Source organism: Tumebacillus lacus (assembly GCF_026410385.1).
Lineage (GTDB): Bacteria > Bacillota > Bacilli > Tumebacillales > Tumebacillaceae > Tumebacillus > Tumebacillus lacus.
The window spans coordinates 530,905-546,501 of record NZ_JAPMLT010000001.1; the positions used below are offsets into that span (position 1 = coordinate 530,905).

Annotated in this window: 15 protein-coding genes; all 15 read right to left on the bottom strand. The window is 60.4% G+C overall.

Annotated features, from left to right (window positions below; all coding sequences use genetic code 11):
• Positions 1-82: 82 nt before the first annotated feature.
• Positions 83-514, bottom strand: a complete 432-nt coding sequence (locus OS242_RS02670; RefSeq protein WP_267150100.1) for a YlbF family regulator — start codon at positions 512-514, stop codon at positions 83-85.
• Positions 511-1,998, bottom strand: coding sequence for a tRNA (N6-isopentenyl adenosine(37)-C2)-methylthiotransferase MiaB (miaB, locus tag OS242_RS02675; protein WP_267150101.1), 1,488 nt, complete (start codon positions 1,996-1,998; stop codon positions 511-513). Before miaB ends, OS242_RS02670 begins: the two co-directional genes overlap by 4 nt.
• A gap of 538 nt (positions 1,999-2,536) precedes the next feature.
• Positions 2,537-3,910, bottom strand: a complete 1,374-nt coding sequence (locus tag OS242_RS02680) for a S8 family serine peptidase (RefSeq protein ID WP_267150102.1) — start codon at positions 3,908-3,910, stop codon at positions 2,537-2,539.
• Between the two features lie 122 nt (positions 3,911-4,032).
• On the bottom strand, positions 4,033-5,280 hold the full coding sequence (locus OS242_RS02685) for a DNA polymerase IV (protein ID WP_267150103.1): 1,248 nt from the start codon (positions 5,278-5,280) through the stop codon (positions 4,033-4,035).
• Between the two features lie 122 nt (positions 5,281-5,402).
• Positions 5,403-5,936 carry a hypothetical protein gene (locus OS242_RS02690; RefSeq protein ID WP_267150104.1) on the bottom strand — a complete coding sequence of 178 codons (534 nt, stop codon included), beginning with the start codon at positions 5,934-5,936 and terminating at the stop codon, positions 5,403-5,405.
• A gap of 99 nt (positions 5,937-6,035) precedes the next feature.
• Positions 6,036-6,485 carry a hypothetical protein gene (locus OS242_RS02695; protein WP_267150105.1) on the bottom strand — a complete coding sequence of 150 codons (450 nt, stop codon included), beginning with the start codon at positions 6,483-6,485 and terminating at the stop codon, positions 6,036-6,038.
• 195 nt (positions 6,486-6,680) lie between these two features.
• Complete coding sequence (aroA, locus tag OS242_RS02700) at positions 6,681-7,967, bottom strand: 3-phosphoshikimate 1-carboxyvinyltransferase (RefSeq protein WP_267150106.1); 1,287 nt, start codon at positions 7,965-7,967, stop codon at positions 6,681-6,683.
• 57 nt (positions 7,968-8,024) lie between these two features.
• Positions 8,025-8,861, bottom strand: coding sequence for a tryptophan synthase subunit alpha (trpA, locus tag OS242_RS02705; RefSeq protein ID WP_267150107.1), 837 nt, complete (start codon positions 8,859-8,861; stop codon positions 8,025-8,027).
• Positions 8,858-10,057, bottom strand: coding sequence for a tryptophan synthase subunit beta (gene trpB, locus OS242_RS02710; protein ID WP_267150108.1), 1,200 nt, complete (start codon positions 10,055-10,057; stop codon positions 8,858-8,860). The genes trpA and trpB overlap by 4 nt, the downstream gene beginning before the upstream one ends.
• Positions 10,054-10,674, bottom strand: a complete 621-nt coding sequence (locus tag OS242_RS02715) for a phosphoribosylanthranilate isomerase (protein ID WP_267150109.1) — start codon at positions 10,672-10,674, stop codon at positions 10,054-10,056. The genes trpB and OS242_RS02715 overlap by 4 nt, the downstream gene beginning before the upstream one ends.
• 5 nt (positions 10,675-10,679) lie before the next feature.
• A complete protein-coding gene (gene trpC / locus OS242_RS02720; protein ID WP_267150110.1) occupies positions 10,680-11,474 on the bottom strand; it encodes an indole-3-glycerol phosphate synthase TrpC in 795 nt (264 codons plus the stop codon).
• On the bottom strand, positions 11,474-12,514 hold the full coding sequence (gene trpD, locus OS242_RS02725; protein WP_267150111.1) for an anthranilate phosphoribosyltransferase: 1,041 nt from the start codon (positions 12,512-12,514) through the stop codon (positions 11,474-11,476). Before trpD ends, trpC begins: the two co-directional genes overlap by 1 nt.
• A 323-nt stretch (positions 12,515-12,837) precedes the next feature.
• The gene (gene aroH / locus OS242_RS02730) at positions 12,838-13,230 is read right to left on the bottom strand and encodes a chorismate mutase (protein ID WP_267150414.1); all 393 of its coding nucleotides are present in this window, start codon (positions 13,228-13,230) and stop codon (positions 12,838-12,840) included.
• A 12-nt stretch (positions 13,231-13,242) separates the two neighbouring features.
• Positions 13,243-14,337: a 3-dehydroquinate synthase gene (gene aroB, locus OS242_RS02735; protein ID WP_267150112.1), complete on the bottom strand. Its 1,095-nt coding sequence runs from the start codon at positions 14,335-14,337 to the stop codon at positions 13,243-13,245.
• On the bottom strand, positions 14,334-15,491 hold the full coding sequence (aroC, locus tag OS242_RS02740; protein WP_323372885.1) for a chorismate synthase: 1,158 nt from the start codon (positions 15,489-15,491) through the stop codon (positions 14,334-14,336). The genes aroB and aroC overlap by 4 nt, the downstream gene beginning before the upstream one ends.
• Positions 15,492-15,597 lie beyond the last annotated feature (106 nt).

Sequence of the window (15,597 nt, forward strand, 5' to 3'; positions counted from 1 at the left end):
CTCCACCCTTTGTCACACAAAGAAAAAAACAGAGTGCAACGGGAATTCCCTTTGCACTCTGTTTCTCTTTTTTCCGCTCTTTTTATACTGCGCAGCTCGAAGGGCCTTCACCGCCGCACAGTTCCGGACCGGTGCCCTCCTTGCCTGCGCAGCCCGTTGCCGGGCAGCAGCCACAGCCGCCGCCTTCCGACTCGGTGACGAGGTCGACGCGGTCGGACAGCACCGCCGCGAGGATCTTCGTGACGTGGGAGACCACTTCCGACAGACCCTCTTGCGCGATGGTGAAGCGGCGGACCACGTCGAGTTGCTCCAACTCGTCGAGCAGGTGATCGACGTCTTCGCCGGTCGCCTGTTTTTGTTGCACCGCTTGGAGCAGGCCTTGCGCTTGTTCGTCGGTGCGCAGGTCTTGCTCCGCTTGTTTAAAGATCGACATCTCCAGCGTCTGCGTGACCATGCCTGCGATGTGTTGCGCCTTTTGTGCGAGTTGCGGACGTTCTTCTAACAGGATGTTCATACGGTTACCCCTTCCGGCAGCAGTTCGCCGCGCAGGTTCCAAGTTTTTGATTCGACGATTTTGGCCAAGATCATCTGACCGACCATGCTCTTGATCTCGTCCGGCGTAAAGCCTTCGATGTGCACGATCTTGTTGCTCTCGGTGCGCGCCTGCAGCACGTTCTTGTTGGTCTTCGATTCGCCTTCGACCAGCACAGAATAGACCTTGCCGACCATCTCTTGCGCGTGTTCGGAGGTGATGCGCTCCTGGAGCCCGATCAGACGGAGCAGGCGGTCTTTTTTCTCCGCCTCCGTCACGTCGTCCGGCAGACGGGTCGCCGGAGTCCCCGCGCGCGGCGAGTAGATGAACGTGTACGCGCTGTCGTAGCGGACCGTCTCCAGCAGCGACAGCGTGTCTTGGAATTGCTCCTCCGTCTCACCCGGGAACCCGGTGATGATATCGGTCGTCAACGACACGTCCGGGATGCGCGCCTTGATCCGTTCCACCAGATCGAGGTACTCCTCGCGGGTGTAGCCGCGCTTCATCCGGCGCAACACCTGCGAGTTGCCCGACTGGGCCGGCAGATGGATGTTGTTGCAGATCTTGTCATGGCGGGCGATCGTGTCGATCAGCTTGTCGGTAAAGTTCCACGGGTTCGAAGTGGTGAAGCGGATGCGCTCGATCCCTTCGACCCCCGCCGCCATGTCCATCAGATCGGCAAAGTCGATGTGGCCGAGATCCAGCCCGTAGTCATTGACATTTTGCCCGAGCAGATAGATCTCTTTATATCCTTCTGCCGCCAGTTCGCGCAGTTCGTTGAGAATGTCTTCCGGCAGACGGGAGCGTTCCTCGCCACGGGTGAACGGGACGATGCAGTAGGTGCAAAACTTGTTGCACCCGTACTGGATGTTCACCCAGGCGCGCACGCCGTCCTTGCGCATCTTCGGCAGGTTTTCGACGGTGCCTTGCGCCGCATCCCAGACCTCGAAGATCGTCTCTTTGCTGTGATGCGCCTGCTCGATCAGTTCCGGCAGCATATGGATGTTGTGCGTGCCAAAGACGATGTCGACATGCGGATGTTTGACGCGGACTTTCTCGCGCACGACCTCTTCCTGTGCCATGCAACCGCACAGGCCGATCAGCAGGTTTGGATTTTTCGCTTTGATCGGTTTGAGCGTGCCGATGTGGCCGAACACCTTGTCCTCCGCATTTTCACGGACTGCGCAAGTGTTGTACAGCACGAAATCAGCGTCTTCGATCACGTTTGCCGGGGCGTATCCCATCTCTTCCAACATGCCGGCCATGATCTCCGTGTCATGCTCGTTCATCTGACACCCGTGGGTGCGGATGAAATATTGTTTGCCTTCGCCGAGTCGGCCGACGTCTTTGGCGATCGTCCGGTAGTCGACGCGCTGACGCTCCGCCATCGTCGGGCGGTGTGCATCGGCTGCGTGTTGGTCGAGATCTTCGATTTGAACAAACCCTTCGTTGTTCACGCCGCTCATCTGTCCATTGCTCCTTTCTCCTATGCCATTCGCTATCTGCCATTATAGCGAAATCAAAGTCGAAAATACAGTAGAAGTTCCGCCAAAATAAGCGGTTCACAGGGCCAAGTTCTCCCCATATGATGATCTCACAACCACTCGACCCACAGCGAAGGAGAAGCGATGACGATGGCAGATCACACGTTGGCATTTGTCTGCTTGCTGCTTGGCTTAGTCTGGAGTTTCTATCATTTGGCCAAAAATGAGTTGGGATCGTAATACAAAAAAAACCCGCCTAGCCAGGGCGGGTTTCGTTTCATTAACAGCAGGTGGTCATGAGCACCGGCTGCCTGAGACGCACATCTTGTGTTGTCCAATTTTTCGAAGGAGGAAGCTGACATGAATCGCTGTTCATGTGGTGCGCTCCCTATGTGCATTATGTTAACTTAGCGACCGTTATTTCGCAAGTTGTAACTTCTTCCTCCAGCTGTAAACAGACAAACAAACAGCCGAGCTTCCTCGATGGAAACTCGGCTGTCTGTATTTGAAAAGTCGTGATTTATTGAAGTGCGTTCAGTGCGGATGCAAGACCGTTGCCGGACTCTTCATCGTAACCCGGCTTGTTGATGTCAACTGCCGTGTTGTTGATGATTTGCTTGACTTGCGCCGGGCTCAGCACGTCTTTGCCGTGTTTTGCGATGATCACGCCTGCGAGACCTGCAACTTTCGGAGCAGCCATCGAGGTGCCTTGGTACCAAGCGTAGCCGCCCGGTACGGAGGACAGTGCGCGTTTGGTGCCGATGCGCAGAGCCGGGTTGCGAGTTTCCAGCCACGCGGTGCCGTAGTCGCCGCCCGGAGCGGTGACGTCGATCTTGCCGTTGCCGTAGTTGGAGTAGTACGCACGGTTGAGCGCTTCGCCGTTGGACGCAACGCGGATCAGCAGCGGGGAGCTCGGGCTGCGGTGCGTTGTGCCTTTTGCATCTTCGCCCATCAGCACGCGGGTCAGTTCACCCGGCTTGGAGATGTCGACGTTGTTGTTGCCGGCAGAACCGATGACGGTGACGCCTTTTTTTACCGCGTATTCGATCGCGCGGTTGAACAGGAGCACGTCCGCGACGACAGCTTGGGTCGTCAGAGACGGATCTTGGTACCAGTCGTAGCCGCCCAGCGACATGTTGACGACGTCTACGTTGTCGTCAGCTGCCGTGTGCAGAGCTGCCGCGAGGTCAGCGGTGGATGCCCCGCCGGTCGGGCCGAAGACGCGGTATGCCGCCACTTTCAGATCCGGGCCGACGCCGAGGATGCGGCCGTTGCCTGCGATGGAGCCTGCAACGTGGGTGCCGTGACCGCTCTGGTCAAACGCATCCGGGTAGCCCGGCACGAAGGACTTGCCGTACGCGTAGTTGTTCTTTACATCCGGGTGCGTGTAGTCGATGCCGGTGTCGACGACTGCGACGACGATGTCTTTGCCGTCAACCGATTTGCCGGTGCCGCCCAGGAGGTTCCAGGATGCGCCGTTGCTGGTCATTTGCTTGATGTCCCATTGGTAGGTGTTGTAGAGGTCAGCACCTGCGTACGGAACCGCTTGGACGGTCGTTTCCGTCGTCGCGTCGGACATGACGTCCGGGAAGTACGTTTTCTCCACGCTCGCATCCAGTACGAGGCTGGAGGTTTCCACCGCATTCAGGAAGTCGGTGCTGGATGCCTCGACTTGAACGGCACCCAGTGCCGGGATGGAACGGGTCACTTTACCGCCTGCGTTTTCGATCAGGCTTTCGTAACCGCTCGGAAGACCTGCTTGTTGCTTGAAGACGACCAAATATTTTTGCGGAGCTGCTTCTGCTTGGGCCACGTTGCCGCCGATTCCTGCTGCTGCCGATACACCGAGAGCTACTGCCAGCGTCAGTGCCGCTTTGTTTTTCATCTTTTTCATTTAACAAACCTCCCTAATTCGTAACTATCATTTACCCTTCCCTGAATATACTATAATCTAACTGTTCGAATCTGACAAGTGGTTAAATTCCGACAAATCAACTTTTTTTGCTTGGATCCTGTTTACTTGAAGTGTCCGCCGATTTTTTTCGAACGCTCAAACGCCTGCCCCGCCCGGGTCAGCGAGGCGGCTCGCACCAGCGCGGTGTTGCCGTAGCGCTCCTTGATCCGGTCGACGGTGTAGGCCAGACGCCGCTCCCGCTCGCGGTCGCGGAACAGGTCGAGCTGCTGCTCGTCGTCATCGGTCAGGTTCTCCACGGAGAGGCTGATCGAACGCACCGCCGTACCGTCCCAATGCTGGTGAAACAACCGGCGCGCCGCTTCATAGACATCGCCGGCGATGTTGGTCGGAACCGGCACTGACGTCTGGCGGGAAAAGCCGCCGGTCATCCCCTTGTAACCGCAGTGGATGTGGATTGTCCGCCCGCCCTTGCGCATCCGGCGCATCCGGCGGCAGACCTCCTCCGTCAATTCGAGCAGCACCACCTCGACCTCCTGTGCCGTCTCGTAGTCTCGGGGCAAGGTCATCATGTGGCCGCAGCCCTTCATGTCCTGCCGAAATGTGTTCGGCGTGACCGGGCTGTAGTCGATCCCGTTGGCAGAGAGATGAAACACCTCGCCCATGATCCCGAACCGCTTGCGCAGCAGGTGCAGCGGGTACGCGGCGAGATCGCCGATCGTCACGAGGCCCCGGCTCTGAAAATGCCGCTCCATCCGCGAGCCGACGCCAAACAGCTCGCGCACCGGCAGCGGATGCATCTCGCGGGCGATGTCCTCCCGCCGCCACTCCCAGATCCCCTCCGGCGCCTTTTTCGCTTTGTTGTCGCAGCAGACCTTGGCGACCAGCTTGTTCGGCCCGATGCCGACCGAACAGCGCACCCCCGTCTCCTCCAACACCAGCCTGCGAAACATCCGCCCGACCTCCCACGCGTCGCCCCACAGCTTTTCCGTCCCGGTCACGTCGAGGAACAGTTCGTCGATGGAAAACACCTCCACCTGCGGCGTGAAGCGTTTGGCGATGTCCAGGATCCGCACGGACACCTCCATGTACGTCTCCATCCGCGGCGGCACGAGGATCGCCTGCGGGCACTTTTGCTTGACCATCCAGACCGGGTCGACCGTCTTGACCCCAAACGCCTTGGCCTCTTTGGAGGCGGCGAGCACGATGCCGCTGCGCCGCTCCGGATCGCCGCAGATCACCACCGGCTTGCCGCGCAGGGCCGAATCTTGGGCCTGTTCGACGCTCGCATAGAACGAGTTCATGTCGACGAGCAAGACGCGGCGCTTGTCTGTTACGTTATAGCCAGCCATTTTCTTACCCCCATCGAAAAGGGAACGTTTGTTCCTGTAATGTTATCTTCATTATACGCGAACATCCGTTCTCTATACAAGGATAAAAAAAATCTGTCGAAGAGAAGTTCTCTTCGACAGATTCATTTCAGCCGTTGCCGCAAGGGAACCGCCGGTGGCTGCGGCTGACGCGGCACGGAGCGGTGTTCGTCGTGGTAGACGAACACGCCGAGCAGATAGCAGCCGCCCATCGCCACCAACGCCACGCTGTCCACCCACTGCCCGTAAAATCCGACCAAGTTCAGAGGATGCGCGAACATCGAAGCCCAGCCGGAGAACAGCAACAGCAGTTCCGTGTCCCATGCTGCGCCGTACACGCCTTTGTAAAGCAAAAAGCAGGCCAGCGGCGCGAAGATCAGCAACATATAGCGCACCGACTCGCGAAACCGCCGCTCGCGGCTGAAATGAGCCGCCTGCCAATAGCCGACCAGCCCCATCGTCAGGGCCACCGCCGTGCCAAACACAATCGTCGCCACGTCCAGCGTGATCATCGCCACCGGGCTCGTTCCCAGCAAGCGCCAGACCAAAAAAGGAATCAACAAGACCTTTATCAATATGCACAGGACGATGACGAGCTGCGCGGTGATCGTATGATAAAAAAGTTTCAAGCTCCTCATCGGAAACGTCCCCCCCGCCTGCTAGGCCCTTGCACAGACCGTCCATTCCGTATCATTCTATTCACGGAATTGGCAAGCATGACAAGCAGGATGCGAACGTTACAATGAATCGAGGACGTCCGGCTTCAACAGGATCGTCCAGACCGAGCGAATCACCGCCCAGCCGTTTTCAGCCTGCTCGTCCGTCGCGGTGTGCGGCTCCAGCCGCTTGAGCACCTTCCAGACCGAGAGCATCGCGCCGTCGAGCTCGTCGATGCCCTTGAGCACCCGCACCGTCAACGCGCCGTACGCTCGCAGGAGGGGCAAGATGACGAACGCCGGGTACATGCTGACCATCGCATCCAGATCCGAGAGCAATTTGACCAGCCATTCGCGGTTGCGGGTCACCAGTTCATAGAGGTACTCCCCCTGCATGTCCTCATTGCGAAATGCGCTGTCGTCCTCCCGCCAGCGGTTGGATGCGACGATATTCAGCGACTCCAGTTCGTAAATTTTCAAAAAGATGCCATGCAACACTTCGCGCGACAGATCTTCTCGTTCCAAGTTCACAACGGTCATCTCCTTTGCTTTCCCCCGACAAAATTGTACCACACTTCCCGTTCTCGTGCCGAAACCGCTTACATAACAAAAAAAGACCTGCCCGCTCAAAGCGGACAGGCACTAAATGAATAGGAGTGGAGAGAAACCAGAACTAAAGCTTATGTGTTTATCTTACTCGACCGACTGTTCGATTGTCAACCTAAATTATCTGAGATTTTGCAAAAGTTGACCAAAGCCAGGGAAAGACACGTCGACCGCTTCCCAATCGCGGATCACGGTCGGCCCGTCTGCCGCCAGTCCCGCCACCGCCATCGCCATCGCGATCCGATGGTCATGATAGGTCGCAATCTCCGCTCCGCCCGACAACGGCGTCGGTCCGGTGATGTGCAAACCGTCCTCCAATTCCTCCACCGACGCGCCGAATTTGCGCAGTTCGGCGGCGGTGGTGGCGATGCGGTCCGACTCCTTGACCTTGAGTTCTTTTGCGTCGCGGATCACCGTCACGCCGACCGCCTGTGTCGCCGCCACAGCCAGCACCGGGATCTCGTCGATCAGGCGCGGGATCGTCGCTCCGCCGACCGTCACCGCGCGCAACTCGCCGCCTTGGATGCGGATGTCGGCGATCGGTTCGCCGCCCGACTCGCGCTCGTTTTGCAGGTCGATGCGGGCGCCCATCTCGCGCAGCACGTCGAGGATGCCGGTGCGGCTCGGGTTGACCCCCACGCCGCGGATCGTCAGGTCGGAACCGGGACGGATCGCCGCCGCCACGATCAGGAAGGCGGCCGACGAGATGTCGCCCGGCACTTCGATGTCGGTCGCAATCAATTGTGAGCCGCCTTGCACCGTGATGTAGCCGTCCTTTTCCGCCACGTCGACGCCGAACGCCCGCAGCATGCGCTCCGAGTGGTCGCGGGACGCTTCCGGCTCGCGCACGCCCGTCTCGCCGTCCGCAAAGAGGCCGGCCAGCAGCACCGCCGATTTGATCTGGGCCGATGCGACCGGCGAGTCAAAGCGGATCGCCCGCAGACCGCCGCCGCGCACCGACAGCGGCGCCAGACGGCCCTCTTCCCGACCGTCGATGTGCGCCCCCATCTGCCGCAGCGGCACCGACACGCGGCCCATCGGTCGACGGCGGATCGAGACGTCGCCTGTCAGCGTCGCGTGAAACGGCTGTCCGGCGAGGATGCCGAGCAACAGCCGCATCGTCGTGCCGGAGTTGCCGACATCGAGCACGTCGGACGGCTCCTGCAGACCGCGCAGACCGACGCCGTGCACCTTCAGTTCGGTCGCCGACAGTTGCTCGACCGAAACGCCCAGCTGCCGGAAACAAGCGACCGTGCTCAGACAGTCCGCCCCCGGCAAAAATCCGGTGACATGCGTCACCCCGTTCGCCAGTGCGCCCAGCATGACGGAGCGGTGCGAGATCGATTTGTCTCCCGGCACCGCCGTCACGCCGCGCAAAGACGCCGCGGGTTCGATTCTCATTTCCATCAAAAAGCCCCCTTCTCACTTGCGGGAAAACACTCCGATCCGCAGATCGGACGTGGATTACAGAGGTGCTTCCGCCGAGCGCAACGGCTCTTTCAGCGACGCGGCGAAGTCGATCAGTTCGCGCTCCTTTTGCTCAGCCAGTGCCGAATCACCCGCTGCCAGCGCATCGGCGATCCCTCCGATGCCTTTGACGATCGCCGATCCGACGATCACGCCGTCCGCATGGCGGCCGATCTGCGCTGCCTGCTCCGGACGCCCGACGCCAAATCCGACCGCCACCGGCAGATCGGTGTGCTCCTTGACCGAAGCGATCAACTGCGGCAGGTCTTCGCTGACCGTATCGCGCACCCCGGTCACGCCGAGCGCCGCCACGACGTAGACGAAGCCTTGCGCCTCTTCGCAGATCTTCGCGATGCGCTCGCGAGAGTTCGGAGCGAGCAACGGGATCAGGTCGACGCCATGTTTGGCTGCCGCTGCCGCCGCTTCTCCGCTCTCTTCAATCGGCAGGTCCGGGATGATCGCGCCGTCTGCGCCGACCTCTTTTGCCGTTTCAAAAAATCGGTCGATGCCCCATTGGAACACCGGGTTGACGTACGTGAACAGCACCAGCGCCGCCTTCACCTGCGGCCGAACGCGCCGGACGAGCGCAAATACGTCCGGCATCCGGGTACCGCCAGCCAGAGCGCGCACCGCCGCCGCTTGGATCGTCGGACCGTCGGCCAGCGGATCGGAGTACGGGATGCCGATCTCGATGATGTCCGCCCCTTTGGCGTCCAGTTCGAGGATCAGGCGCTCGGTGATCTCCAAAGACGGATCTCCGGCGGTGAGGAACGGAATGAACGCCTTCTCGTTTTTTGCTTTCAGCTCTTGGAAAATCGCACCGATCCGGCTCATCTGTCCGCACCTCCCAAAATGTCGAGCACCTGATGCACGTCTTTGTCCCCGCGTCCCGACAGCGACACGACGATCACGTGGTCGCTCGGCAGCGTCGGCGCGACCTGCATCGTATGAGCGATCGCATGCGACGATTCCAGCGCCGGGATGATCCCTTCCAGTCGGGACAGCAGTTGGAACGCCTCCAACGCCTCGTTGTCTGTGATCGGCACATACTGTGCGCGGCCGGTGTCGGCGAGATGCGCGTGCTCAGGTCCGATGCCCGGATAGTCGAGACCTGCCGAGATCGAGTGCGCCGGCTGGATCTGACCGTACTCATCCTGCAGCAGGTAGGTCAGCGAGCCGTGGATGACACCCGGCAAGCCTTTGGAGATCGTCGCCGCATGCTCGTCCGTGTCCACGCCTTTGCCGGACGCTTCCACGCCGATCAGTTGGACCGATTCGTCGTGCAGGAACGGGTAGAAAATGCCCATCGCATTCGATCCGCCGCCCACGCAGGCGATGATGCTATCCGGCAGTTTGCCTTCCAATTCCACGATCTGTTCGCGCACTTCGTCGCCGATGATCCGCTGGAAATCACGGACGATCATCGGATACGGATGGGGACCGACGACCGAGCCGATGATGTAGAACGTATCCTCGACATGTTCGACCCAATGGCGGATCGCTTCGTTCGTCGCGTCTTTGAGCGTGCGCGTGCCCGACTTGGCCGGGACGACCTCGGCGCCCATCAGGCGCATGCGAAACACGTTCAGTTCCTGACGCGCGATGTCCTCTTCACCCATAAACACGGTACACTCCAAGCCCAGCAGCGCCGACACCGTCGCCGTCGCCACGCCGTGCTGGCCTGCGCCCGTCTCCGCGATGACACGCTTTTTGCCGGTCATCTTGGCCAGCAGACCTTGGCCGATCGTATTGTTGATCTTGTGTGCGCCGGTATGGTTCAAGTCTTCCCGCTTTAAGTAAATCTTCGCCCCGCCGAGGTGTTCCGTCAAGTTTTTTGCGTAATACAGCGACGTCGGACGGCCGGAGTACACGTTGAGGTAGTATTGCAATTGCTTTTGAAAATCCGGGTCTTCTATATAATGATTGTAATCGCGTTCGAGTTGCTCCAGCGCGTTCATCAACGTTTCCGGGACGAACTTGCCGCCGAATTTACCGAAGCGACCTTTGTTATCCGGGTATGCGGTGGTCATTGGGCCTTCCTCGCTCTCATCACAAAGTCGGTGATCTTCTCAGGGTCTTTCACGCCGTCGCTCTCGACACCCGACGACACATCGATGCCGTCCGGGCGATACCTGCTGATCAACTCTTCCACATTTCCAGGGTGCAGCCCGCCCGCCACAAACAGCGGCACGCCGGGCAGGCTCGCAGCCAACGCCGGGATCGACGTCCACGAAAACGTCTGTCCGGTGCCGCCCCTTGCGTTGTCGAGCAACACCGCATCGACCGCGTCGGCATACTCGGCCACCTGTTGATCGCCGTGATCCCCGCGTACGCCCCACGCTTTCCAGACGGCGCGCCCGGAGCGTTCACGCAGCTCCCGGCAAAACGCGGGCGACTCCTCCCCGTGCAGTTGCAAAACGTCAAGCCCCGCCGTCTCCGCGGTGAACAACAGGTCGTCCATCGCCGCGTCGACAAACACGCCGACAGCTTGAAAAGAACGGGGCAGATCCGCAAGCAGGTCGCGCGCCTGCTCCGCTGTCACCTGCCGCTTGCTCTTGGCAAAGACAAATCCCACATAGTCGATGGGAAGAGCGGCCGCCTGTTCGACCGCCTCCCGTGTCTTCAATCCGCAGACTTTGATCCGCATCCCGATCACGCCTCCGCATTCAGACGGCCGAGCAGTCGGTCGACAGCCGGGGTGATCTCCGGGTCCCGCATCAACGACTCGCCGACGAGGATCGCTTTCGCCCCCGCTGCCGCCACAGCCTCGACGTCTCCATGCGTAAAGATGCCGCTCTCGCTGACCAACGTCGTCCCGGCAGGCAACTGTTTCGCCAGCCGGTTTGTCGTGTTCAGATCGACGTGGAAAGAGCGCAGATCGCGATTGTTCACGCCGAGCAACTGCGGCTGTCCGGCAGCCAACACGCGCTCCAACTCCTCCTCGTCATGTACCTCCGTCAACACGTCCAGACCCATCGACTTCGCCAACGCAGCGTATTCCCGCAGTTGCTCCGTCGTCAAAATCGCCGCGATCAGCAAGATGCAGTCTGCACCGATCAGCCGCGCTTCGTAGATCTGCTTTTCATCAATGATAAAATCTTTGCGCAGCAGCGGCAGGGAAACCGCCCGCCGGATGTCGCGCAAATAATCGGCATGCCCTTGGAAAAATTGGTGATCGGTCAACACCGAGAGGCAGGTCGCTCCGGCGCTTTCATAAATTTTCGCGATGGCGACCGGGTCAAAATCGGCGCGAATCACGCCTTTCGACGGCGATGCCTTTTTCACTTCCGCGATCAACGCCATCTCTCCGGCCTTTTGGATCGCCGCCGCAAAGCCGCGAGTCGGCGGGAGCTCGGCAATCGTCTCCAACGCTTGGTTTCGGTCAAACGTTTGGCAAAGGAGTGCGACCTCCTCTTTTTTCACTTCCACGATGCGGTCGAGAATCATTACGCCAACTCCTTTTCTGCCTGCGTCAACCCCAGCGTCTTGCGCACCAGCGCGTTCAGCATATCGAGTGCCTTGCCGCTGTCAATCGCGTCGCTCGCCAGCCGCACGCCTTGTTCAATCGTATCGGCGCTCCCCGACACATACAGGGTGGCCGCCGCATTCAACAGCACGATGTCCCGGCGCGCACCTTTCTTGCCGCGCAGGATGTCCAGCGTGATCGCCGCGTTTTCCGGCGCTTCACCGCCGCTCAACTCCTCCGCCGCGTGACGCTCCAGCCCGACCTCTTCCGGGGTCAGGGTGAAGACGCGCTCCACGACGCCGTTTCGCACTTCTGCGATCTTCGTCGGCCCGGTGACGGTCAATTCATCGAGGCCATCTTCGCCGTGGACGACCAGCGCGTGCTCGGTGCCCAGTGCCGCCAGCGCAGCCGCCATTTTCTCGACGAGATCCGGGGCGAACGTGCCGATCACTTGCCGCGCAGCTCCAGCCGGATTGGTCAGCGGACCAAGCACGTTGAACACCGTGCGGAACCCGAGCTCCCGGCGCGGGGCCATCGCATGTTTCATCGATTGGTGGAACAGCGGGGCAAACATAAACGAGATGCCGAGATCCTCCAAACACTCCGCCGCCTGCTCTGGGCTCAGGTCGACGTTGACCCCGAGCGCCATCAGCACATCGGCGCTGCCGGAACGGCTGGACACAGAACGGTTGCCGTGCTTGGCGATCTTCGCCCCGGCCGCCGCTGCCACAAACGACGCGGTCGTGGAGATGTTGAACGTATCCGCTCCGTCACCGCCGGTGCCGCAGGTGTCGACGAGGTCAGGCACGGCGGTCACCACTTTCGCCGCATGATGACGCATCGCCCGGGCAAACCCGGTGATCTCCTCCACCGTCTCACCGCGCATCCGCAGGGCGGTCAACAGACCGGCGATCTGCGCGTGCGTCGCTTCTCCGCTCATGATCCCGCTCATCGTCCGTTCGGCGACCTCCGCCGTCAACGTGCCGCCGCTGATCACCGTGTGCAGTGCTTGTTTGATCATCTCGACTCACTCCTCCGCTGTTCTCAACTCTGCTAGTCTTTTGTAAAAGGCCCCAAAGGGTACTAAAAAAGGCCAGAGCATCAACGCTCTGACCATCGTGGACAGGAATATACAAAGGCGCAAATGGGTATAGCTCACCCATCCCGCTCTGCCTGCTCCGCTCTGCTCAACTCGTCTCTGCTGCGCTCATCTCACTCATGTCTTGCACTCTAGGCTCTCTCAAATCAATCTCTAAACGCTCTCTAAACACTCTCAAACTGCTCTCACTGACTTGCTCTCATAATCTTAACTTATTAAAATGATACGCGGATCGACTTCCTGCGTCAAGCCCGATTTTCCGAATCCTCATTTGGTTCGGCCAAATCAGGCCGCAGCACAACCGCCCCGCGCAAGTACACATGGCGCATGTCCGCCTGCCTCTCCGGCGTATTGACGATCAGCAAGATCCGGATGCACATCGGCAGACTGCCCGGCACCTCCATCTCTTGCGCGCACATCAGCGGCACGAGCGGCCAGCCTTCCAGCTGGCGGATGGCCACAGCGGGAAATGCGGCGTTCAGATCGGGGGTAGCGGTGATGAAGCAGCCCGCGACTTCCTCGGTCACCACCCCATTTGCCGCCACCATCTCCAGCAACAGCTCCGTCGTCGCCTCATGGATCGCCGCCGTGTCGTTGGCGGTCACTGTGATCGCGCCGCGAATGCCGCGCACTGCCATCTCCATCACGTCTTACCCCTCCCTTCTCGCACGAATCACATCGCGCACCGCCGACTCCGGCACGTCCTCCACGATCTCCACGCGGCCGATCTCACGCAGCAACACGAACGTCAGCGTGCCGCCAGCCGCCTTTTTGTCTTTTCGCATCGATTCGATCAGTTCCGCTTCGTCCAGTTCGTTCGGAATCAATGTCGGCAGCCCGCAAGCGACCATCGCCCGCTCGACCAGCACGGCTTCCTCCGCCGCGCACAAACCGAGCCGCACCGACAGGTCGGCAGCCGCGACCATGCCGATCGCCACCGCTTCCCCGTGAGTGTACGTCCCGGCCAGCACTTCCACCGCATGACCGAGCGTGTGGCCGAAATTCAAGATCGCCCGCACCCCTTGCTCCGTCTCATCCTCCGCCACCACCTGCGCCTTGATCCGGCACGAGCGGGCGAGCAGTTCGGACATCAGGGACGAGTCGTTGGCGAGCAGACCTTCTTGATGCTGCTCGATCCAGAAAAATAAGTCGCGGTCGCGAATCGCCCCGTGCTTGATCGCCTCCGACACGCCGGAGCGCATCTCGCGCAACGACAGCGTCTGCAACGCCGTCGTGTCATAGACGACGCACAACGGTTGGTGAAAGGCTCCGATGATATTTTTCGCCTGCGGGAGATTGACCGCCACCTTGCCACCGACCGCGCTGTCATGAGCGAGCAACGACGTCGGGAGTTGCACAAACGCAACGCCCCGCATATACGTCGCCGCCACAAATCCGGCAAAATCGCCGACCACGCCGCCACCGAGCGCGAGCACCGCCGAACGACGATCGAGACCGCACTGATAGGCGAACGCCAGCGCCTCGCCTGCCAACGGCAGCGATTTCGAACTTTCACCGGGCGGGATCACGTAGACCTCGGCCACATAGCCGGCCGCCGCCATCGACGCGATCACTTTTTCCAGATAGCCTGCCGCCTGCACGTTGGCATCGGTGATCACCAGGTGACGGGACGCCTCGCTCACACCGAGTTCCCCGAGCATGCCGCCGACCTGCTCCAATAGGCCTTCCCCGATCACGATGTCATAGGCACGACCGCCTTCCAGACCTACGTGCTCGCGGATCATCGCTCGCCCACCCGACGCAGGTAGTTGTCGTAGTTGTCCTGCATCTCTTCCACCGAGTCACCGCCAAACTTTTCCAAGAACGCCTGCGCGACCGTCCACGCCACCATCGCCTCGCCGACGACAGAAGCGGCCGGCACCGCGCACACATCGGAGCGCTCAATCGTCGCCCGGAACGGCTCTTTCGTCCGCATGTCGACCGACTCCAGCGGTTTGTACAGCGTCGGGATCGGCTTCATCGCCGCTCGGACGACCAGCGGTTGACCATTGGTTACACCGCCTTCAAGTCCGCCCGCGTTGTTGCTGCGGCGGTAATACTCGCCCTGACGGTGGCCGATCTCGTCGTGCACCTGCGACCCGGGTCGGCGAGCCGCTTCAAAGCCGAGACCGATCTCCACGCCCTTGATCGCTTGAATGCTCATCAGCGACTGTGCCAGACGACCGTCGAGCTTGCGATCCGGGTGTGCGTACGAGCCGAGGCCGATCGGCACGCCGGTCACGATGATCTCAAAGATCCCGCCCAACGTGTCCCCGTCCGCCTTGGCCTGCGTGATCGCGTCGATGATCCGCTGCTCCGCATCCGGGTCGGCTACGCGCACTTCCGATTTTTCCGCCCGCTCGGCGATCTCCGGGATCGTGCCTTCGAGTTGATCGACCTTGACGTGACCGAGCTCGACGACATGTCCGTAGACCTCCATGCCGAAGCGGCGCAGCAGTTGCCGCGCGATCGTGCCGACCGCCACCATCGTCGCCGTGTTTCGGGCTGAGGCGCGCTCCAGCACGTTGCGGACGTCTTCTTGCCCATATTTTAATGCGCCTGCCAGATCGGCATGACCCGGACGGGGCTTGGTGATCTCCACTACGCTGTCCGGCGCCTCCCCGGTAATCGCCATCTTTTCAGACCAATTGCGCCAGTCCTTGTTGTGAACCAGCAACGCCACCGGTGTTCCCATCGTCTTGCCAAAACGCACTCCGCTCATAACCTCAACTCGATCCGACTCGATCCTCATACGACCGCCCCGCCCGTAGCCTTGTTGCCGTCGCCACAGTTGGTGGTTGACATCGTCGATGTCGACCGCCAGATTGCTCGGCAGCCCCTCCACGATAGCGGTCAGAGCCGGGCCGTGCGATTCGCCTGCTGTCAGATACCTCAACATATCTTTCGACTCCCCTCGTCTCTCTGTACGCCCTCATTATAGTACAAGCGTTCCTATGGGACAACCTTCCACCTGAACAGAAGAAGAAACCTTCGATCCGCTCAAA